Consider the following 20371-nt stretch of genomic DNA (forward strand, 5'->3'; position numbering starts at 1 on the left):
GCTGCCCGAAAAATACGATAATACCGGGGTAACACATGAACACGACTTCTGTACCTGCAAACACCCGCGACAATGCGGCGAAAGTCTCTTTCGCCTCAATGATTGGCTCAGCGGTGGAGAGCTATGATTTCTTTATCTACGGCACCGCCGCTGCAGCCTGGTTTGGTAAGATCTTTTTCCACACGCAAGAGCCTATCGTCGGCATTCTGGCGGCATTCGCCACTTTAGCGGTCGGCTTCCTGATGCGCCCGTTTGGCGGCTACCTCGCCGGCCATTTCGGCGATCGCTATGGCCGAAAAACCGTGCTGTTCTGGTCATTACTGGCCATGGGCGGTGCCACCGTATTGATCGGTGCGTTGCCAACCTATGAGCAGGCTGGCGTGCTGGCACCGATCTTGTTGATCTTATTACGCATGATCCAGGGGATCGGATTCGGCGCAGAGTGGGGCGGCGCGGTGTTAATGGCCTTCGAACATGCACCCGTGAAAAAGCGCGGTTTCTATGGTGCAGTACCGCAACTCGGGATACCGCTCGGCCTGCTGCTGGCGAATGGCTCTTTCCTGCTCTCTGCGGCACTGTTTGAAGGTGATTGGGTGTGGCGCATGCCGTTCCTGATCTCGTTTGTGATGGTGGCCATTGGCATCTTTATCCGAATGCAGGTCGCGGAATCGCCGGAATTCGAGAAAGCCAAAGCAGATAAGCAGATTGTGCAGCAGCCCGCGCTGGAAGTGATTCGTCGTGACTGGCGCACCATCGTCAAAATTATGGGGCTACGCCTGGCAGAGACGGGTGGCTACTACATCACGACCAGTTTTATGTTGTCCTATGTGGTGCTGGCGGAAATCACAGATACGCGCCATGTGTTATGGGGCACGTTGATTGGTTCAGCGCTGGGGCTCGGCAGCCATCTGCTGTATGGCGCGCTAAGTGATAAGGTGGGACGTCGCCCAATATTCCTGATTGGCGCCATCTTCACCATTCTGTTTGGCATTCCTATGTTTATGCTGATCAACACCGGTGCAGTGATGATGGTGATTGTCGCTGTCGCTATGTCTCTGCTCTTTAGCCATGACCCGATTTTTGCGGTGGAGTCGAGTTGGTTCTCCGAGCAGTTTCCGGCTAACGTCCGCTCCTCGGGTATTTCATTGGGCTACAACGGCGCGTCCGTAGTGGCGGGGCTGTTACCGTTTATCGCAACAGGCGTGTACGGCATGGTCGGCTGGATCGGACCGGCGGTGATGTTCTCGTTACTGGGTGTCATTTCAACCTGGGTCGCCTTCAACACACGGGAAACCGCGCCGGTGAAAGTGGGCGAGCCCTCTCTGCCAGCCTCATCAACCTCAACAGCCCCGACGGTGTGAGTGAAATAACGGGCGGCTGTGTCGCCCGTTATTGCTGTGGTATCATTGCGCAGTTTCTCGTCACTCACTAACTCCGGATTTACTGCGTTTCATGACCGATACTTTCTCTTCGCAACGTTTTTCTATCGCTCCGATGCTGGACTGGACCGATCGCCACTGCCGTTATTTTCACCGTAAGCTGAGCGGCGATACGCTGCTGTATACCGAAATGGTGACCACGGGCGCCATTATTCACGGCAAAGGCGATTATCTGGCTTACAGCGAAGAGGAGCATCCGCTGGCGCTGCAGTTGGGCGGCAGCGATCCGGCAGCCCTGGCGCAATGTGCGAAGCTGGCGGAAGCGCGCGGTTACGACGAGATTAACCTTAACGTCGGTTGCCCATCCGATCGCGTGCAGAATGGGCGCTTTGGTGCCTGTCTGATGGCTGACGCCGCGCTGGTCGCAGATTGCATTAAAGCGATGCGCGATGTGGTCAGTATTCCGGTGACGGTGAAAACCCGTATCGGAATTGATGAGCAGGACAGCTACGCATTTCTGTGTGATTTCATTGGTACGGTGGCCAATAAGGGCAACTGCGATACCTTTATTATCCATGCGCGTAAGGCATGGCTTTCTGGTTCAAGCCCGAAAGAGAACCGTGAGATTCCGCCGCTGGATTATCCGCGTGTCTATCAGCTGAAGCGTGATTTTCCGACGCTGACCATGGCGATTAACGGCGGCATCAAGACGCTGGAAGAGGCGAAAACGCATTTGCAACATATGGATGGTGTGATGATGGGCCGTGAAGCGTATCAGAACCCCGGCATCCTGGCGCAAGTGGATAGTGAACTGTTCGGCCGCGATACGCCGTCTGTCGATCCGGTCGCGGTGGTGCGTGCGATGTACCCTTACATCGAAGCGGAGCTGAGCAAAGGCACCTATCTGGGGCACGTTACACGCCATATGCTGGGCCTGTTCCAGGGCATTCCTGGTGCGCGCCAGTGGCGTCGTCATTTAAGTGAGAATGCCCATAAGCCGGGTGCCGATGTACGGGTGCTGGAAGCGGCACTGGCGCTGGTCGCGGATAAGATTCCACAGGAAGCCTGATTGTAGGTGAGTCGCGGTGGGCCGGTGTGCCCGGCCATAAAAGGGCAGTCCGAACGCCAGGGAAAGCACACCTCTGTGCCGATCTGCCGCGCGAACATTCGCCCCATTTTTGGGAAACGGCCCGATGCTGCGCATGGCTGAAAACGCTCTCAGCCTATTTGTCTCTGGCGCGGAAGCTTTGCTTTTCTGACGGGCCATTTCTGTCCCTTTAGAGAAGCATCGCTGCCGTTAATACGGTTTAAAATGCACCAATAATTAGTGAATTTCATCACTGCTGAAATACCTCTTCTGAATATAACATCTTATTTTTCAATGTATTAACCGTATGCTTATATTGGCACGTATCTTGTAATGCACTCTGTGTTACTTACACAGGAGAGCCTTCGTGGAAATTTTATTTGTTATCGGCTTTTTTCTGATGCTGTTGCTGACTGGCGTTTCACTGCTGGGCGTTATCGCTGCATTGGTTGTTGCCACCGTTGTGATGTTCCTCGGCGGGTTATTCGCGATTGTTATCAAGTTGTTGCCGTGGCTGGTGTTGGCGGTGGTAGCCGTGTGGCTTTATCGCGCCTTTACGACACCGAGCGGTGAAGTGAAATTAAACAGACTGAAAAGAAAAATCAGTAAGTTAGAGCGGCGTGGTTGGCGCTAAATGCGGGAGCGATCACAGAGTCGATAATTGCTTAGTACGAATCTGCAATTAAACATATTTTTTACTTATGTTTTCTGTCAGGATGCGTAAAGTAATTCAAAACGAATTCATCGCCGCTGACCCTACACCAGCGCGAACTATAAAAAGAAAGAAAAAAGGGCTTCCTTCGGGAAGCCCTTAACTTTTTAGGGAATCAGCAAGCTGGAACCTTGCGTGGCGCGGCTCTCAAGAACCTGATGCGCGCGCACCGCATCGCTCAAGGCAAATTTCTGCTCTTCTGGTACCTTCAGCTGAATCGCACGACTGGCAATTAACGAGAACAACTCGTTGCTGGCATTATCCAGTTCCTGACGATTGGTAATGTAACCAAATAGCGAAGGGCGTGTGACAAACAGCGAACCTTTCTTGTTCAGAATCCCAAGATCAACGCCGGTGACGGGGCCCGAGGCATTACCAAAACTCACCATTAAGCCATGACGACGCAGGCTATCGAGAGAAGGCTCCCAGGTGTCTTTCCCCACCGAGTCATACACCACCGCGACCTTTTCACCGTCAGTCAATTCACTGACGCGCTGAGCGATATTCTCCTCGCGATAGTTAATGGTCGCCCAGGCACCGGCATTTTTTGCAATCTGCGCTTTTTCGGCGGAGCCCACGGTACCAATCAGATGCGCGCCCAGCGCTTTAGCCCACTGACAGGCAATCAGTCCCACGCCGCCCGCTGCGGCATGGAACAGGAAGATTTCATCGGCTTTCACTTTGTAGGTCTGACGCAGCAAATACTGCACGGTTAAGCCTTTCAAAAACGAGGCAGCACCTTGTTCAAAGCTAATGCTCTCCGGCAGGATCACCAGACGATCTTCCGCCACGTTATGCACTTCGCTATAGGCACCCAGCGCAGCCTGACAATAGACCACGCGATCGCCGGGCTTAAAGCGCGTCACGCCTGAGCCAACGCGTTTCACCACGCCAGCGGCTTCAGTGCCCAGCCCGGACGGGAAAGCTGTCACCGGATAGAGCCCGCTGCGCACATAGGTGTCGATATAGTTGATGCCAATTGCCTTGTTTTCGACCTGAACCTCATGTTCGGCGGGATCGGCCAGCTCAAAATCGACCCATTGCAGTACCTCCGGGCCACCGTGTTGGTTGAACTGAATACGCTTTGCCATTCTGACTCCTGTGATTGTTCATCCTGGGACGGTATACTTGCGCGTCCCTTTCACGATCGGTAATGCATTCACTATGGCAGGAAATAAACCCACCAACAAATCCAACGAACCCCGCGATCGTCAGCTGGAAGGCGTGAAAATGCCGCCGCACTCTATTGAAGCGGAGCAGTCGGTGCTCGGTGGGTTGATGCTGGATAACGAACGCTGGGATAACGTCTCCGAGCGCGTGGTGGCGGATGATTTCTTCAACCGTTCTCACCGCATGATCTTCTCTGAGATGCAGCGTCTGCTGGAAATGGGCCAGCCGATTGACCTTATTACGCTCTCTGAATCGCTGGAAACACTGGGCGAGCTGGAGATGGCCGGTGGCTTTGCTTATCTTGCAGAGCTGGCGAAAAACACGCCAAGTGCAGCGAATATCGGCGCTTATGCGGATATCGTGCGTGAACGTGCCGTTGTGCGCCAAATGATCTCGGTCGCGAACCAAATTGCTGATGCCGGTTACGATCCGCAGGGGCGTAGCAGCGAAGAATTACTTGATTTCGCAGAATCCAACGTCTTTAAGATTGCTGAACAGCGCGCCAACAAAGCAGAAGGCCCGCAGAACATTGAGCAAATTCTGGAAGCCACGGTATCGCGTATTGAAGCGCTGGTGTCGACCCCGCACGATGGTGTCACCGGAGTGGATACCGGCTATCAGGATCTCAACAAAAAGACTGCCGGTTTGCAGGGTTCAGATTTGATCATCGTGGCGGCGCGTCCGTCGATGGGTAAAACCACTTTCGCCATGAACCTGTGCGAAAACGCCGCGATGCTACAAGACAAACCGGTGCTGATTTTCAGTCTGGAGATGCCCAGCGAACAGCTAATGATGCGTATGCTGGCGTCATTGTCGCGCGTGGACCAGACGCGCATTCGTACCGGCCAGCTGGAAGACGAAGATTGGGCGCGCATCTCTGCCACCATGGGCATCCTGCTTGAGAAGAAGAACATGTTTATCGATGATTCTTCTGGTCTGACGCCCACGGAAGTGCGTTCGCGCGCGCGCCGCGTGTTTCGTGAAAACGGCGGTTTAAGCCTGATCATGATCGACTATCTCCAGTTGATGCGCGTGCCGGCGCTATCGGACAACCGTACGCTGGAGATCGCAGAGATCTCGCGCTCGCTCAAGGCTTTGGCGAAAGAGCTGAATGTTCCGGTGGTGGCGTTGTCGCAGCTTAACCGCTCACTGGAGCAGCGCGCCGATAAACGTCCGGTGAACTCGGACCTGCGTGAATCGGGTTCGATCGAGCAGGATGCTGACTTGATTATGTTCATCTATCGCGATGAGGTGTATCACGAAAACAGCGATCTCAAAGGGATCGCCGAGATCATCCTCGGTAAGCAGCGTAACGGCCCTATCGGCACAGTACGATTGACCTTCAATGGCCAGTGGTCGCGTTTTGATAACTACGCAGGGCCGTCTTACGACGACGAATAATCCTTTCCAACGAGATGCATGCACGATTTGTGCATGCATTTCACGTCATCAGAAAATAGTGTTGGACAACCTTGGCTTTAATCAGGTTATCTGTACCAAAGCGCACCCTATAACGCTGTGGAAGCAGAATGACTCAGGTAGACGATTACGACCTTAAGATATTGACACTATTACAATCTAACGGCCGCCTTACCAATCAGGAACTCAGTGATTTAGTCGGTCTTTCGGCGTCTCAATGTTCACGCCGCCGCATCAATCTCGAACAGGCAAACCTCATCCTCGGCTATCACGCACGGCTCTCCCCGGACGCGGTGGGTCTTGGCATGGTGGGCTTGATTGAAGTGCGTTTAAAGAATCACACGCCAGATTATGAAGAGAGTTTCCATCGCATGGTGGCAGAAGAGGATGCGATTGTTGATGCCTTTAAAACCACCGGTGATGCTGATTATCTGCTGAAAGTGGCCGTGGCTGATTTAGCCTCGCTGAGTGCGTTGATCAGTCAGCTGGTGGCCGGCCATCAGAGTGTGGCCCATGTGAAAACCTCCGTGGTGTTGAGCCGTTTAAAAGAGAACGGCTTGATGATTATCCCCGAGCACAAAACGCGCCAAAAAAGTGCATGATGTGCTAATCTGGTGCAATCAAAGCACATTGAATGCAAATAACGCGCACCAGAAAACAGATTTGTGCATGAATCAACGATTGAAGTTTGGATTGATGCACAAAAACCTGCAATAAAAGCGCCTTAGATATCAATTGGATAATCGCTGGTACCCCATAGGTGGCGACTTAGCGCCGCCTATGTGGTGCGTTTTTTGCATTTGAACCGCATCATTTGCACTGAGATTACTCCATGGATAACGTTGTTCAACCTACTAAAATTCCTCATTCACGTATTGAAGATGCGCTGGCGATAGTGCTCGGCACGTTAATGGTTTCCTTTGGCGTGATGATGCTGAAACAGGCGGGCGCGCTGACTGGCAGCACTGCAGGTATCGCGTTCTTAATCAGCTATCTGACGCACCTCTCTTTTGGTAGCGCATTTTTCCTGATTAACCTGCCGTTTTACTGGCTGGCAGTGCGCCGCATGGGCTGGGAATTCACGATTAAAACGTTCTGCGCGGTGGGGCTGGTTTCACTGTTCACACACTTGCATCCGATGTTCATCCATTTTTCTGCGCTAAATCCGTTTTATGCGACATTGTTCGGTAACGTGGTGATGGGGATTGGGTTTATAGTGTTGTTTCGTCACAAAGCCAGTCTCGGCGGTATCAATATTTTGGCACTCTGGCTGCAGGACCGCATCGGTCTGCGCGCCGGCAAACTGCAAATGGCGGTAGATACATGCGTGGTACTCGCTTCGCTTTTCGTGGTGTCGCTACCGATACTTTTGGCCTCAATTGCGGGCGCGGTGATCCTCAATCTCATCATCGCTATGAATCATCGTCCCGGCCGCTACATGGTTTGATGACGCCTCTTTACCGACTATTTATGACCAATCATGGAGATCTGCACCGTGTTTCAAAACGTTGATGCTTATGCTGGCGATCCAATTCTGTCGCTGATGGAAACCTTCAAACAGGACCCACGCGACAATAAAGTGAATCTGAGCATTGGTCTCTATTACAACGAGGCGGGCATCATTCCTCAGTTGCAAGCCGTGGCTGCCGCAGAAGAACGCCTGCAGGCGCAACCGCATCAGGCGTCACTTTACCTGCCGATGGAAGGCCTGGGCCCATACCGTAATGCGATTGCACCGCTGCTGTTTGGCAAAGAACACCCGATGCTGAAGGCCGGCCGCATTGCTTCCATCCAGACGTTGGGTGGCTCCGGTGCACTGAAAGTAGGGGCGGATTTCCTCAAGCGTTACTTCCCGAACTCAAATGTTTGGGTGAGCGATCCGACCTGGGAAAACCACATCGCAATTTTCAACGGTGCCGGTTTCGACGCACAGACTTATCCGTGGTACGACGAAGAGACCAACGGCGTGAAGTTTGATGCGTTTATTGCCAAGCTGAAAACGCTGCCGAAGCAATCTATCGTGCTGTTGCACCCATGCTGCCACAACCCGACGGGTGCGGATCTGACGAACGCACAGTGGGATGAAACCACCGAAGTATTGAAAGCGCAGGAACTGATTCCGTTCCTCGATATCGCTTATCAGGGCTTTGGTGCCGGTATGGAGCAGGATGCTTACGCGATTCGCGCGATTGCGGCTGCAGGCTTGCCAGCACTGGTCAGCAACTCATTCTCGAAAATCTTCTCGCTGTACGGCGAGCGCGTTGGCGGCCTGTCCATCGTGTGCGAGAGCGCAGAAGAATCTGCACGCGTGCTGGGTCAGCTGAAAGCCACCGTGCGTCGCAACTACTCCAGCCCGCCAAACTTTGGTGCGCAGGTGGTTTCTTGCGTACTGAACGATGAAGCACTGTTGAACAACTGGCTGGCCGAGGTGGAAGCTATGCGCCTGCGCATCATCGAAATGCGCCAGACGCTGGTCAACGTATTAAGCACCAAACTGCCAGGCAAAAACTTCGATTACCTGCTGAAGCAGCGCGGCATGTTCAGTTACACCGGTTTAAGCGCGCAGCAGGTTGATCGCCTGCGTGATGAGTTCGGCGTGTATCTGATCGCCAGCGGCCGCATGTGTGTGGCTGGCCTTAACAGCCGCAACGTTAACCAGGTGGCTGAGGCCTTTGCTGCCGTGATGTAACGCACTTCACCGCATGAGGAAACCGCCATGCCTTCGGGCTGGCGGTTTTTTTATGCGCGTTATCTGGTGCCACCGCCTTTACCTTTGGCTGAGTTGCTGCACACTTAAACGGTGTAATGACGTCTGTATCGAAACCGATGGCAGGCGTCATCGGGCCTCAAATCGGCCTCTACCAAGGAGAAAACAGCATGAACATTTCGGACCTCCTCACCTACTGCATGAGTAAGCCGGGTGCGGAGCAGAGCTATAAAAATGAATGGGATGCCACACAGGTAAAAAGCGAAGGCGTACTGTTTGCCATGGTGCATGAGGTGAAAGGGCGTCCGGCGCTGTCGTTGAAAACCTCGCCTGCGCTGGCCGATTTATTGCGCGAAGAGCACAGTGATGTGTTTCCGAGTGAGCATTTAAATAAGTCGCACTGGAGTACGCTGTGGCTGGATGGCTCGCTGAAGGATTCGCAGATTTATTATCTGGTGGAAGCTTCCTGGCAACAGGCTGACGCCACGCGTGCGGCGGGCGTCAGCCATGATGAAGACGCGCGCTAATTAAGCTGCTGACTCTTCACGCAGGGTGTTGATATCAATCACGAAGCGGTATTTCACGTCGCTTTTCAGCATACGTTCGTAGGCTTCGTTAATCTGGTTCATGGCGATCAGCTCGATATCTGAAGTGATACCGTGCTTGCCGCAGAAATCCAGCATCTCCTGTGTCTCAGCGATACCACCGATCAGTGAACCGGCAATGCTGCGACGTTTGAAGATCAGATTAAAGACCTGTGGAGCCGGATGATCGTGCTCTGGCGCGCCCACCAGCGTCATGTTGCCATCGCGTTTCAGCATGGCAATAAACGGGTTGAGATCGTGCTGAGCAGCCACGGTGTTGAGGATGAAATCGAAGCTGTTGTTGTGCTGCGCCATTTGATCAGCATCTTTCGAAATCACCACTTCATCAGCACCCAGGCGCTTACCGTCTTTAATCTTCGATGGGGAGGTGGTGAACAGCACCACATGCGCGCCCATCGCATGCGCGATTTTCACGCCCATATGGCCGAGGCCGCCCAGACCGACGATGCCCACTTTCTTACCTGGACCGACGTTCCAGTGACGCAGCGGTGAGTAGGTGGTGATACCGGCACACAGCAGCGGGGCAACGCCTGCCAGCTCAAGGTTTTCCGGCACGCGCAGCACAAAGCTTTCATCAACCACCATGCTGGTGGAGTAACCGCCGTAGGTGATGGCGCCGGTTTCGCGATCTTCACCGTTATAGGTGCCAACAAAACCGTTTTCGCAATACTGCTCCAGTCCTTCCTGGCAGCTTGGACAGCTGCGGCAGGAGTCAACCATACAGCCGACACCGACCAGATCGCCCACTTTGTATTTGTGAGTGTGGCCGCCAACGGCGGTAACGCGTCCAACGATCTCATGGCCTGGCACCACCGGGAAGATGGTGTTTTTCCATTCGTTGCGCGCCTGATGCAGGTCAGAGTGGCAAACGCCACAGTACAACACTTCAATCTGCACATCATGAGCGCGCAGCTCGCGCGGCTTATAGTCGAACGGGGCGAGTTTAGTTTTCGCGTCCTGTGCGGCATAGGCATGCGTAATATTCATGGTGTCTCCAATCGGGTGTGTCGTGAGTGTTTTGCGGGATCCCGTTCAGCGAGCTGAAGGGACAAAGGCGTAACGAGCTACGCCAAAAAGGAACTGTGTAAGGATAGTCAGCAGGATGAGATGCGTATATGCCTGAAGTTGTCTGATTCTTGCCTGTTTCTGCATTTTGCTGCGGAATCTGACAGCGAGGTATCAGGCCCGACTGACTGCAATATTCAGCGAGTAAACTAGAGAGTGCGGCGTCTGTGGATTGAAAGAAATAAGAAGGCCCGCACTGCGGGCCTTCAATTTTACTTCTTCTTCAACATCGGCTTAAGGAAGCGAGCGGTGTGGGATTTTTCACACTCCGCCACGGTTTCTGGCGTGCCAGAAATCAGGATTTCGCCGCCGCCGCTACCACCTTCTGGGCCGAGATCGACAATCCAGTCAGCGGTTTTGATCACGTCGAGGTTGTGTTCAATCACCACAATGGTATTGCCCTGATCGCGCAGCTGATGCAGCACTTCCAGCAACTGCTGAATATCAGCAAAGTGCAGACCCGTGGTTGGCTCATCAAGGATATAAAGCGTCTGCCCGGTACCGCGTTTCGACAGCTCACGCGCCAGTTTCACACGCTGCGCTTCACCGCCTGACAGCGTGGTTGCAGACTGACCGAGGCGAATGTAGGACAAGCCCACGTCGATCAGCGTTTGCAGTTTACGCGCCAGCGCAGGGACGGCATCAAAGAACTCACGCGCTTCTTCGATAGTCATATCCAGCACTTCGTGAATGCCTTTGCCTTTGTATTTAATCTCCAGCGTTTCGCGGTTATAGCGTTTGCCTTTGCACTGATCGCACGGCACATACACATCCGGCAGGAAGTGCATTTCGACCTTGATCACGCCATCGCCCTGGCAGGCTTCGCAACGTCCACCGCGCACGTTAAAGCTGAAGCGTCCTGGATTGTAGCCACGGGAACGTGCTTCAGGTACACCGGCAAACAGCTCACGCACCGGGGTGAAAATGCCGGTGTAAGTAGCAGGGTTCGAGCGCGGCGTACGGCCAATAGGGCTCTGGTCAATGTCGATGACTTTATCGAAATGCTCAAGACCGGCGATCTCGCGATACGGCGCCACTTCCGTGGTGGTCGCGCCGTTCAGCTGACGCTGCGCAATCGGGAACAACGTATCGTTAATCAGCGTGGATTTACCGGAACCGGATACACCGGTGATACAGGTAAACAGACCCACCGGAATCGTCAATGTGACGTCTTTAAGGTTGTTGCCGCGCGCACCGGTAAGTTTCAGCACTTTTGCCGGATCGCCTTTCACGCGTTGTTGCGGAATGGCGATTTCGCGCTTGCCACTCAGATACTGACCGGTCAGCGAAGCTTCGTTAGCCATAATGGCATTCACGTCACCCTCAGCCACCACCTGACCGCCGTGCACACCCGCGCCAGGACCGATATCAATCACGTGGTCAGCGGCGCGAATCGCATCTTCATCGTGCTCGACCACAATCACGGTGTTGCCGAGATCGCGCAGGTGAATCAGCGTACCAAGCAGACGTTCGTTATCGCGCTGATGCAGACCAATTGAGGGCTCATCCAGCACATACATCACGCCCACCAAACCCGCACCGATTTGACTTGCCAGACGAATACGCTGCGCTTCGCCGCCAGAGAGGGTTTCTGCGGAACGCGACATCGACAGATAATTCAAACCGACATTAACGAGGAAGCTCAGGCGATCGCCGATCTCTTTCAGGATTTTTTCGGCGATCTGCGCACGCTGCCCGCTCAGTTTCAGATTGCGGAAGAAGTCGGTGGCATGGCCAATACTCATCTCAGAGATGGTCGGCAGGTTGGTATTCTCAATAAATACATGGCGTGCTTCACGGCGCAGGCGTGTGCCTTCGCAGCTGGTGCAGGAGCGGTTGCTGATGAATTTCGCCAACTCTTCACGCACCGCATTGGATTCCGTCTCTTTATAACGGCGTTCCATGTTGTGCAGCACACCTTCAAACGGATGACGACGTACCGAAGTGTCGCCCCGATCGTTGATGTATTTAAATTCGATACTCTCTTTGCCGGAACCGTACAGAATCACTTCACGCGCTTTGTCGCTCAGGCTGTTGAACGGCGCTTCGACATCGAAATCCAGATGCTCTGCCAGCGAGCGCAACATCTGGAAGTAATAGAAGTTGCGGCGATCCCAGCCACGAATTGCACCGCCAGCCAGTGACAGTTCAGGGTTCTGCACCACACGATCGGGATCGAAATACTGCTGCACGCCGAGCCCATCACACGTTGGGCAGGCACCAGCCGGGTTGTTGAACGAGAACAGGCGCGGTTCCAGTTCACTCATGCTGTAGCCACAAATAGGGCAGGCAAAGTTAGCCGAGAACAGCAGCTCTTCGGCATCGCTGTCATCCATGTCGGCGACGATGGCGGTGCCACCACTCAGTGCCAACGTGGTTTCAAAGGATTCGGCTAAGCGCGTTGCCAGGTCATCGCGCACGCGGAAGCGGTCCACCACGACTTCGATGGTGTGTTTCTTCTGCAGTTCCAGCTTTGGCGGATCGGAGAGATCACAGACTTCGCCATCGATACGGGCGCGGATGTAGCCTTGCGCCGCGAGGTTTTCCAGCGTTTTGGTGTGTTCGCCTTTGCGATCTTTCACCACGGGTGCCAGCAGCATCAGACGACGGCCTTCTTCCTGCGCCATCACCTGATCCACCATCTGGCTCACGGTCTGTGCTGCCAGCGGAACATCGTGATCCGGGCAGCGCGGCTCACCCACACGGGCAAACAGCAGACGCAGATAGTCATGGATTTCGGTAATGGTCCCGACCGTCGAGCGCGGGTTATGCGATGTGGATTTCTGCTCAATAGAGATAGCGGGCGAGAGACCTTCAATATGGTCCACGTCCGGTTTCTCCATTAATGAAAGAAACTGGCGCGCATAGGCCGAGAGCGATTCAACATAGCGACGCTGACCTTCGGCATACAACGTATCAAACGCCAGCGAAGACTTACCGGAACCCGACAGACCGGTGACCACAATCAGCTTATCGCGAGGGATGATCAGGTTGATATTCTTCAAATTATGGGTGCGAGCACCGCGGACTTCGATCTTATCCATTCACCTTTCCCGGATTGAACAACACTCGCCATGCCTTGCCAGCATGACCAGCAGAAACGCGTTAGTATGGCACAAAAAATAAACTGAATAAATATCCAGTGTTTTTGCTATTCTGTGTGCCAAATAAAAATTGCGAGCCTGCTCTGAAGTGGGCACCGTCATTGTGACGTGATACAATTTTTGGCTTAGACTTTTAGCATCAACTCATCGGGAGACAGCAACATGGCCAGTCGTGGCGTAAACAAAGTGATTCTTGTCGGGAATCTGGGTCAGGATCCGGAAGTGCGCTACATGCCAAATGGTGGCGCGGTAGCCAACATTACGCTGGCCACGTCGGAAAGCTGGCGCGACAAGCAAACCGGTGAAAACAAAGAGATCACTGAATGGCACCGCGTTGTGCTGTTCGGCAAACTGGCTGAAGTGGCGGGTGAATACCTGCGTAAAGGCTCTCAGGTTTACATCGAAGGCCAGCTGCGTACCCGTAAATGGCAGGATCAGAGCGGTCAGGAAAAATACACCACCGAAGTGGTGGTGAACGTTGGCGGCACCATGCAGATGCTGGGTGGACGTCAGCAGGGCGCGAACGCAGGCGGCGCACCGATGGGCGGCCAGGGCGGCGGCAATAACAACGGTTGGGGCCAGCCACAGCAACCTCAGCAGCAGCCTCAGGGCGGCAACCAGTTCAGCGGCGGCGCACAACAGCGTCCGCAGCAGCAGAGCGCACCGGCGAACAACGAACCGCCAATGGACTTTGACGACGACATCCCGTTCTGAGTCAACGCTCACGCATAACTACTCGCTAAGGCCTCGTTTTACGGGGCTTTTTTGTATCTGGCTCTCAGGTTTCTCAATCAAAAGAAGGGACGCATTTCCCATCAAGGAGTGATAATGAAACAGCATCAGGCAGAAGTGTTATTAAAAACCGCACTGGCGGATGAGCAGGCTCAGTTTCGTCGTGGGCAGTGGGAAGCGATTGATGCTTTGGTCAATCATCGACAGAAATTATTGGTGGTGCAGCGCACGGGATGGGGTAAAAGCTCCGTCTATTTTATCAGCGCCAAAATTTTTCGCGATCGCGGTATGGGTCCGACCATCATTGTTTCACCGCTACTGGCGCTGATGCGTAACCAAATTGAGTCGGCTCGTCGACTGGGTATTGTTGCTGAAACCCTCAATTCTTCGAACAGCAGTGCCTGGTCTTCAGTGACACAACGGATGCTGGACAATCAGGTCGATTGTTTACTCATCTCTCCAGAACGTCTCGCCAATGATCAATTCATCGAAACCGTACTGCAGCCGATTGCCAACCGTATCGCGCTCATGGTGATTGACGAGGCGCACTGTATCTCCGATTGGGGGCACGATTTCCGTCCTGATTATCGGCGCATTGTCAGCATCTTGCGGCAACTACCGGCGAATACGCCAGTGCTCGGCACCACCGCTACCGCCAATAATCGTGTCGTTGCAGATATACAGCAACAGATGGGCGACATTGTGATTCAGCGCGGTGAGCTGATTCGTAAAAGTCTGGCGCTGCAAACGCTCATTTTGCCGAATCAGGCCTCTCGCCTTGCCTGGCTGGCGCAGGTCATTCCCTCTCTTCCGGGAACCGGTATCGTCTATACGCTCACCGTGCGGGATGCCGAGCAGGTTGCGGCCTGGTTACGCACGCAGCACATTGATGCGCGCGCCTATCATGGCAGCGTTGAGGCCGCTGGTTTCGACAGCAGCAACGACTATCGTCAACACCTTGAGACCTTGCTGCTAACTAACCAATTGAAAGTTTTGGTGGCCACCACCGCACTGGGAATGGGATATGACAAACCTGATTTGAGCTTCGTGCTGCACTATCAGGCACCCGCTTCCATTGTTGCTTACTACCAACAGGTAGGGCGTGCAGGACGTGGCATCGACCATGCGGTTGGCGTGCTGATGTCAGGCGGTGAAGATCGCGATATTCACCAGTTTTTCCGGCAGTCTGCTTTTCCAGCAGAAACTCAGGTATATGATATTTTGCAAGTGCTGGAGGAGAGTGATGGGTTGTCGATTCGTGATATCGAACAGCAGACCAATCTGCGCCAGGGGCAAATTGAAAAAGTGCTGAAATTGCTCAGCGTTGAGAATCCTGCTCCGGTGATTAAGGTCAAATCCCAATGGCGGAGAACGCCGGTCGCTTATCTGCTGGATCGCGAACGTATCGTGCATCTGACGCAACAGCGCGAGCAAGAGTGGCAGGAGGTGCAGCGTTATATCTCACAGCGCAGTTGCCTGATGACGTTTCTGCGATTATCACTGGATGACACAGACCCCGTATCCTGTGGCAAATGTGCCAGCTGCCTCGGTCGACCTTTGATTGACCCGCAGGTGGATGCGACACTGGCTCATCAGGCAGCGACCTTTCTACAGCGCGCCGAAACGGTGATTTTGCCCAAAATTCAGGTGGCTGCTCAGGCATTTGAAGAGTACGGTTTTCGCGGCAATTTACCTGCCGCTCTGCGTGCGCAGGAAGGTCGGGTGCTTTCGCGCTGGGGAGATGCCGGATGGGGATCTCGCGTAGTGGCCGAGAAAGCAGCCGGTCATTTCAGTGATGAACTGGTTGCTGCCATAGTGGAAATGATTGAACAGCGCTGGCAGCCAGCACCTGCTCCACGGTGGGTTTGCTGCGTACCGTCGTTGCGTCAGCCTCAATTGGTAGCGGATTTTGCCCGCCGATTGGCACAGCGACTCGGCATACCCTTTGTCGATGCACTGCAGAAAGTGAAAGATAACCCTCAGCAACGTCTGCAGAATAATCGCTTCCATCAATGTCGTAATCTGGATGGCGCATTTTCCACCAGCGCTGACCTGCCTGCCACTGCCGTGTTACTGGTAGACGATATTGTCGATTCAGGCTGGACGATGGCAGTGACTGCAGCCCTGCTTCAGCAAGCGGGTAGCGGCATTGTCTATCCACTGGCGCTGGCAACCTCAACGGTGAAAGAGTGATGAATTTATCTCCTGTTGCACAGGCAACGCTTTTGTTAACCAGCGACTTCTCGCGCCAGAGTGAGGATGAGGTGAAGCCGCTAGGTAATGCTGAATGGGGGCGATTCGCCCTGTGGCTGAAACAACAACCTGCAACACCCGCCGATCTGCTCGGCTCTGGTGCTGATGTCATGCTAGCCAGCTGGGTTGATTCTCATATCACGCGCGAGCGTATTGAAGCGCTACTGAGCCGTGGACATAGCCTGGCGTTAGCGATTGAACGCTGGCAGCGTGCGGGGTTGTGGGTGTTAACACGTTCTGACGCTGAATATCCAAGGCTGCTAAAGCAACAGCTGCGCACTGACGCGCCGCCGGTGCTATTCGGCTGTGGTGATATCACTCTGTTAAATCACCCAGGCCTTGCGGTGGTTGGGTCAAGAAATGCCAGCGAGCGGGATTTAACGTTCAGTCGTCAGGTTGCGGCAAGAATTGTCTCTGCGAATATAAATCTGATTTCGGGTGGTGCACGAGGCATTGATGAAGCCGCGATGCTGGGCGCTTTGCAACATAACGGAGCCGTCATTGGTGTCCTCAGTGATAGTCTGCTCACCGCTGCGACCAGCGCCAAATGGCGTAAAGGTCTCATGGCAGGAAAGTTATTGCTGCTTTCGCCTTTCTATCCGGAAGCAGGCTTTACTGTGGGTCGAGCGATGGCGCGCAATCGATATGTTTATTGCCTGGCGAAGAGTGCGTTGGTCGTACACGCGGGTCACAAGGGCGGTACGCTGGCTGGTGCGGAAGAGAATCTGCGCAAGAAATGGGTACCATTGTGGGTTAAGCCGACCGACGATGTACAGGCCAGCAACGCCCAACTGGTCACACAGGGTGGGCAATGGTGCGCTGCTCACCCCGATGACATTGATGTTGCGCAATGGATGACGACTCATCGTCATCAGCCTTACCAGCAGGATGATCTATTGAGCGGCGCATGGCACACGATGCCCGACAAGATCGCGGATGCTAATGTGGCTCAGGAACCAGAAGGAATCTGGCATCCATCCGATTTTTACCTGATTTTTCAGGCGCAATTGCCTGCACTGGCCGCCTATCCGGTCACGATTGAAGATCTGGGCTTGCGAACCGGTCTGCATCAGATTCAGCTGACTGAATGGTTGCAGCGTGCGGAGCATGAGGGGCTGATTGAACAGCTGGCAGGATCAAACCGTTATCAATGGAAGCGTAAAATCTAGCTGCTGAATGCCGCCCATAATGGAAGCCGGACAATTCTGCCCGGCAAAGTGACTGCTAATGCGGCCGCCACTCCCGCAAAATTACCTCAGTATCACGCACTAACACCGGGTTGCCCGGCAGAATCAAATCCGCCCAGATTTCATTGTGCTGATTGATCTGCTGTTGTGCGGAAACGTAAGTCCGGTCAGCGGTGGTATGCGCATCGGCGGCAACGGTGATGTGATAGCCCAGGCTGGCACCCACTTTGATGGTGGTATCCACGCAGTAATCGGTCGCGCAGCCGCAAATCACAAAGCTCTCAATGCCATGTTGATCAAGCTGAGCCGCCAGGTCGGTTTGCCAAAAACTGTCACAGGCGGTCTTGTTAACGTAGATCGCGTTGGCTGGCTGATCCAATTCCGGCACGATCTGCCAACCTTCGCTGTTTACTTCGAGGCCTGGCTCAACGTGCTGAATAAAAATCACCTGATCGGCCGCTGCCGTCAGTTGATTGATGCGCTGACAACGTCCGTCACGATCAAAACGTGGCGAAGCCAGCACGCCGTTTTGCATATCCACTACCACGACAACCCGATTAGCCATCACTGCCTCCTTTATATAGGGGATGACAGTATCGCGATTGTTACGCATGCAGGTAAAGCAAATCTGTTTTGCATTTCAGCTCGCCGCCGCGCATGCTAATTAACCTGTTTTTAGGAGGTGTGACGTGAAGGTGGTTCCGGAAATCTTTCCTGATAAGTGCGATCAGGCGCAGTTCCAGCATTTTGCTGAACTGCCGGGTATCGAGCTGTATCAGGCGCACATCTCGCGTTACGCTTTTGAGCCGCATACCCATGAAGCCTTCGGTATCGGCACCATTGAATCGGGTGCACAGCGTTTTCGCTACCGCGGCACGCACTATACGGCACCGCAGCATTCACTGGTAATGATGAACCCTGATGAATTGCACACCGGGGAATCGGCCTGTGATGAGGGCTGGCGTTATCGCATGATCTATATTGATCCGCAGGAGATGGAGCGGCTTACCGGCGATCGTCACTGGTGGTTTAGTGAAGCGTTGCGCACAGATGTCCGCCTGGCACAGCCCTTTTCCCAGCGTCTGGCACAGATGTGGCAAGCCACCAGTGCGCTGGAACGCGAGAGTCTGTTGCTGGAACTGCTGGAGCTATTACGCCCGCTGGCACATCAGGGAAAATCCCGACCCGAAGAGGGCGCCCATCGCTTTGATGCGGTAAAAGCCTATTTGCGTGAAAACCTGGCGGAGCCGGTTCGTCTTGATGAGCTGGCCGCCCTGGCGTCTTTGTCGCCGTGGCATTTTCTCCGCAGTTTTAAACACCACTTCCATGTTACGCCACATCAGATGCTGATGGCCTTTCGCCTGTTCGAAGCCAAGCAACGTTTAGGAATGGGAGAAAGCGCGGCTTCGGTAGCGGCGGCTGTTGGATTGACCGATCAGGCACACCTCACGCGCGCGTTTGCTCACCGTTATGGCATCACGCCAGGGCGTTATCAAAAGCAAGTTTTCCCCTCACGTTAACCGCAATCTGCTACAAGCCTTTATTATCCGGTTACGCCACACTGCGGCGGAAAGGTCATAAAGGAAAAAAGAATGTTTGCTGGAATCGTATTTGCACTTGCCGCAGGACTGATGTGGGGGCTGATTTTTGTCGGCCCACTGTTGATCCCAGACTATCCGGGCACCCTACAATCAGCCGGACGCTATGTGGCATTCGGTCTGGTCGTCTTGCCGCTGGCGTGGCTGGATCGCCGCCGTCTTAAACAACTGGCGCGCAAAGATTGGCTGGAGGCGCTGAAATTATCGCTGGTCGGTAATCTGCTCTATTACGCCTGCCTCGCCAGCGCTATCCAGCGCACCGGTGCGCCCATCTCGACCATGATAATTGGCACCTTGCCGGTGGTCATCACCGTGACGGCCAACCTTTGCTACGGCCATCTTGAAGGGCGACTTTCCTGGCGTAAACTCTTTCCGGCGCTACTGATTATTGCTGCTGGCCTGGGCTGCGTGAATGCCGCTGAGATGCAAATGCAGGGACCGGAATTTGACTGGTCGCGCTACCTGACAGGGCTGTTACTGGCGATTTTAGCGGTCGCCTGCTGGACCTGGTATCCGCTGCGCAATGGCATCTGGCTGCGCGCGCATCCACAGCATAAAGCCGGTAGCTGGGCAACGGCACAAGGGTTGGTGACCTTACCGCTGGCGCTGGTGTTCTATTTATTCGTGTGCGGTCAGCTTTACTGGCAGCAGCCTGAGTTCGCTCTGCCATTTGGCCCACAGCCCACGCGTTTTCTCCTCATCATGCTGGCGATTGGGCTGATATGTTCATGGTTAGGCACGCTATGCTGGAATGCGGCCAGCCAGCGTGTGCCAACGGTCATCATGGGGCCGCTGATTGTGTTCGAAACGCTGGCGGGTCTGCTGTGGACCTTCCTCTGGCGACAGAGCTGGCCGCCGCTGCTCACTGGCATTGGTATTGGCTGTCTCATCGTTGGCGTAATCTATGCCATGCGTATTAAACCGCAGCCGAAAGTCAGCGCGCTTTAACATGAATTTCTGGCTGCTGAGTAGAGGGGCTCAGCAGCCCTTTCTTCAGTTTTTTTAGGAATTTGCCCCCTCTGTTTTGCGCTCCTCTTCGCCATTTATATCCTCAGTCACCACCGTGATATAACTTTCCCTCGCTTATCCTTGCCTGTTTTTACCCCACTTTGTCATAACTCATGTTGCATTCAGGGGGGCAATCCTGTCACTCCAGCGGGTGGAAACGAGGTGATAACCCGCGGGGAAGGGTAAAAAAAACGGCGCCGGCAGGGTTAAAAAGGTGTTCTATCTGCATTTTTACTGCGATTTGGCACTGAAAATCACCGCTTTAAGCCACCATTTTCTCAAGATGCTGCTCCGGTGTTGAGAAACATCCGCTGAATTTGCATGAAAAAATGATTAAACACAGCG

17 protein-coding genes are annotated in these 20371 nt (G+C 54.0%); 13 read left to right on the forward strand and 4 right to left on the reverse strand.

Annotated features, from left to right (window positions below; all coding sequences use genetic code 11):
- The first annotated feature begins 35 nt into the window (after nucleotides 1-35).
- From FD737_RS16940 to pspG, 3 genes are all read left to right on the forward strand, one after another.
- Entirely contained in the window at nucleotides 36-1361 is a 1326-nt protein-coding gene (locus FD737_RS16940) for an MFS transporter (protein ID WP_058960074.1), read from the forward strand.
- 91 nt (nucleotides 1362-1452) lie between these two features.
- Nucleotides 1453-2448, forward strand: coding sequence for a tRNA dihydrouridine(20/20a) synthase DusA (gene dusA, locus FD737_RS16945; protein ID WP_160834075.1), 996 nt, complete (start codon nucleotides 1453-1455; stop codon nucleotides 2446-2448).
- 385 nt (nucleotides 2449-2833) lie between these two features.
- On the forward strand, nucleotides 2834-3100 hold the full coding sequence (gene pspG / locus FD737_RS16950) for an envelope stress response protein PspG (RefSeq protein WP_097118946.1): 267 nt from the start codon (nucleotides 2834-2836) through the stop codon (nucleotides 3098-3100).
- Nucleotides 3101-3285: 185 nt separating this feature from the next.
- On the opposite strand, the gene FD737_RS16955 is transcribed toward pspG, so the two are convergent.
- Entirely contained in the window at nucleotides 3286-4269 is a 984-nt protein-coding gene (locus FD737_RS16955) for a quinone oxidoreductase (RefSeq protein WP_097118947.1), read from the reverse strand.
- Nucleotides 4270-4342: 73 nt separating this feature from the next.
- Here FD737_RS16955 and dnaB point away from each other — a divergent pair, with 73 nt between their 5' ends.
- The 5 genes from dnaB (at nucleotide 4343) to FD737_RS16980 (ending at nucleotide 9001) form a co-directional block, all read left to right on the forward strand.
- Nucleotides 4343-5749: a replicative DNA helicase gene (gene dnaB, locus FD737_RS16960; RefSeq protein WP_097118948.1), complete on the forward strand. Its 1407-nt coding sequence runs from the start codon at nucleotides 4343-4345 to the stop codon at nucleotides 5747-5749.
- Between the two features lie 128 nt (nucleotides 5750-5877).
- Nucleotides 5878-6369 carry an Lrp/AsnC family transcriptional regulator gene (locus tag FD737_RS16965; protein ID WP_034826932.1) on the forward strand — a complete coding sequence of 164 codons (492 nt, stop codon included), beginning with the start codon at nucleotides 5878-5880 and terminating at the stop codon, nucleotides 6367-6369.
- A gap of 230 nt (nucleotides 6370-6599) precedes the next feature.
- Entirely contained in the window at nucleotides 6600-7214 is a 615-nt protein-coding gene (locus tag FD737_RS16970) for a YitT family protein (RefSeq protein WP_034826930.1), read from the forward strand.
- Nucleotides 7215-7262: 48 nt separating this feature from the next.
- Nucleotides 7263-8456 (forward strand): amino acid aminotransferase, encoded by a 1194-nt coding sequence (locus tag FD737_RS16975; protein ID WP_097119024.1) that lies wholly within the window; start codon nucleotides 7263-7265, stop codon nucleotides 8454-8456.
- Nucleotides 8457-8644: 188 nt separating this feature from the next.
- Entirely contained in the window at nucleotides 8645-9001 is a 357-nt protein-coding gene (locus FD737_RS16980) for an MmcQ/YjbR family DNA-binding protein (RefSeq protein ID WP_160834076.1), read from the forward strand.
- On the opposite strand, the gene FD737_RS16985 is transcribed toward FD737_RS16980, so the two are convergent.
- Both FD737_RS16985 and uvrA read right to left on the reverse strand, forming a co-directional pair.
- Nucleotides 9002-10066, reverse strand: a complete 1065-nt coding sequence (locus FD737_RS16985; RefSeq protein WP_160834077.1) for an NAD(P)-dependent alcohol dehydrogenase — start codon at nucleotides 10064-10066, stop codon at nucleotides 9002-9004. It abuts the gene before it with no gap.
- Nucleotides 10067-10356: 290 nt separating this feature from the next.
- Nucleotides 10357-13188 carry an excinuclease ABC subunit UvrA gene (uvrA, locus tag FD737_RS16990; protein ID WP_097118951.1) on the reverse strand — a complete coding sequence of 944 codons (2832 nt, stop codon included), beginning with the start codon at nucleotides 13186-13188 and terminating at the stop codon, nucleotides 10357-10359.
- A gap of 222 nt (nucleotides 13189-13410) precedes the next feature.
- On the opposite strand from uvrA, the gene ssb1 reads away from it, so the two are divergent.
- The 3 genes from ssb1 (at nucleotide 13411) to FD737_RS17005 (ending at nucleotide 17402) form a co-directional block, all read left to right on the forward strand.
- On the forward strand, nucleotides 13411-13962 hold the full coding sequence (ssb1, locus tag FD737_RS16995) for a single-stranded DNA-binding protein SSB1 (protein ID WP_034826920.1): 552 nt from the start codon (nucleotides 13411-13413) through the stop codon (nucleotides 13960-13962).
- 114 nt (nucleotides 13963-14076) lie between these two features.
- A complete protein-coding gene (locus tag FD737_RS17000) occupies nucleotides 14077-16173 on the forward strand; it encodes a RecQ family ATP-dependent DNA helicase (protein WP_160834078.1) in 2097 nt (698 codons plus the stop codon).
- Nucleotides 16173-17402: a DNA-processing protein DprA gene (locus tag FD737_RS17005; protein WP_160834079.1), complete on the forward strand. Its 1230-nt coding sequence runs from the start codon at nucleotides 16173-16175 to the stop codon at nucleotides 17400-17402. The genes FD737_RS17000 and FD737_RS17005 overlap by 1 nt, the downstream gene beginning before the upstream one ends.
- A 55-nt stretch (nucleotides 17403-17457) precedes the next feature.
- Here FD737_RS17005 and FD737_RS17010 read toward each other — a convergent pair whose 3' ends face one another.
- Nucleotides 17458-17985, reverse strand: coding sequence for an isochorismatase family protein (locus FD737_RS17010; RefSeq protein ID WP_097118954.1), 528 nt, complete (start codon nucleotides 17983-17985; stop codon nucleotides 17458-17460).
- A gap of 124 nt (nucleotides 17986-18109) precedes the next feature.
- Between FD737_RS17010 and FD737_RS17015 the strand changes: the two genes are divergently transcribed.
- Complete coding sequence (locus FD737_RS17015) at nucleotides 18110-18940, forward strand: AraC family transcriptional regulator (protein ID WP_097118955.1); 831 nt, start codon at nucleotides 18110-18112, stop codon at nucleotides 18938-18940.
- Between the two features lie 72 nt (nucleotides 18941-19012).
- Entirely contained in the window at nucleotides 19013-19966 is a 954-nt protein-coding gene (locus FD737_RS17020; RefSeq protein ID WP_058960082.1) for a DMT family transporter, read from the forward strand.
- Nucleotides 19967-20371 lie beyond the last annotated feature (405 nt).

This window comes from Pantoea sp. Seng (assembly GCF_009829935.1).
GTDB classification, from domain to species: domain Bacteria; phylum Pseudomonadota; class Gammaproteobacteria; order Enterobacterales; family Enterobacteriaceae; genus Pantoea; species Pantoea communis.

Bases quoted from the DNA above. Each gene is read 5' to 3' on its own strand.
- FD737_RS16955 (WP_097118947.1), bottom strand. From the start codon at position 4,269: ATGGCAAAGCGTATTCAGTTCAACCAACACGGTGGCCCGGAGGTACTG.
- FD737_RS16965 (WP_034826932.1), top strand. From the start codon at position 5,878: ATGACTCAGGTAGACGATTACGACCTTAAGATATTGACACTATTACAA.
- dusA (WP_160834075.1), top strand. From the start codon at position 1,453: ATGACCGATACTTTCTCTTCGCAACGTTTTTCTATCGCTCCGATGCTG.
- FD737_RS17010 (WP_097118954.1), bottom strand. From the start codon at position 17,985: ATGGCTAATCGGGTTGTCGTGGTAGTGGATATGCAAAACGGCGTGCTG.
- FD737_RS16940 (WP_058960074.1), top strand. From the start codon at position 36: ATGAACACGACTTCTGTACCTGCAAACACCCGCGACAATGCGGCGAAA.
- FD737_RS17000 (WP_160834078.1), top strand. From the start codon at position 14,077: ATGAAACAGCATCAGGCAGAAGTGTTATTAAAAACCGCACTGGCGGAT.
- FD737_RS17020 (WP_058960082.1), top strand. From the start codon at position 19,013: ATGTTTGCTGGAATCGTATTTGCACTTGCCGCAGGACTGATGTGGGGG.
- FD737_RS16985 (WP_160834077.1), bottom strand. From the start codon at position 10,066: ATGAATATTACGCATGCCTATGCCGCACAGGACGCGAAAACTAAACTC.
- FD737_RS17005 (WP_160834079.1), top strand. From the start codon at position 16,173: ATGAATTTATCTCCTGTTGCACAGGCAACGCTTTTGTTAACCAGCGAC.
- dnaB (WP_097118948.1), top strand. From the start codon at position 4,343: ATGGCAGGAAATAAACCCACCAACAAATCCAACGAACCCCGCGATCGT.
- uvrA (WP_097118951.1), bottom strand. From the start codon at position 13,188: ATGGATAAGATCGAAGTCCGCGGTGCTCGCACCCATAATTTGAAGAAT.
- FD737_RS16970 (WP_034826930.1), top strand. From the start codon at position 6,600: ATGGATAACGTTGTTCAACCTACTAAAATTCCTCATTCACGTATTGAA.
- ssb1 (WP_034826920.1), top strand. From the start codon at position 13,411: ATGGCCAGTCGTGGCGTAAACAAAGTGATTCTTGTCGGGAATCTGGGT.
- FD737_RS16980 (WP_160834076.1), top strand. From the start codon at position 8,645: ATGAACATTTCGGACCTCCTCACCTACTGCATGAGTAAGCCGGGTGCG.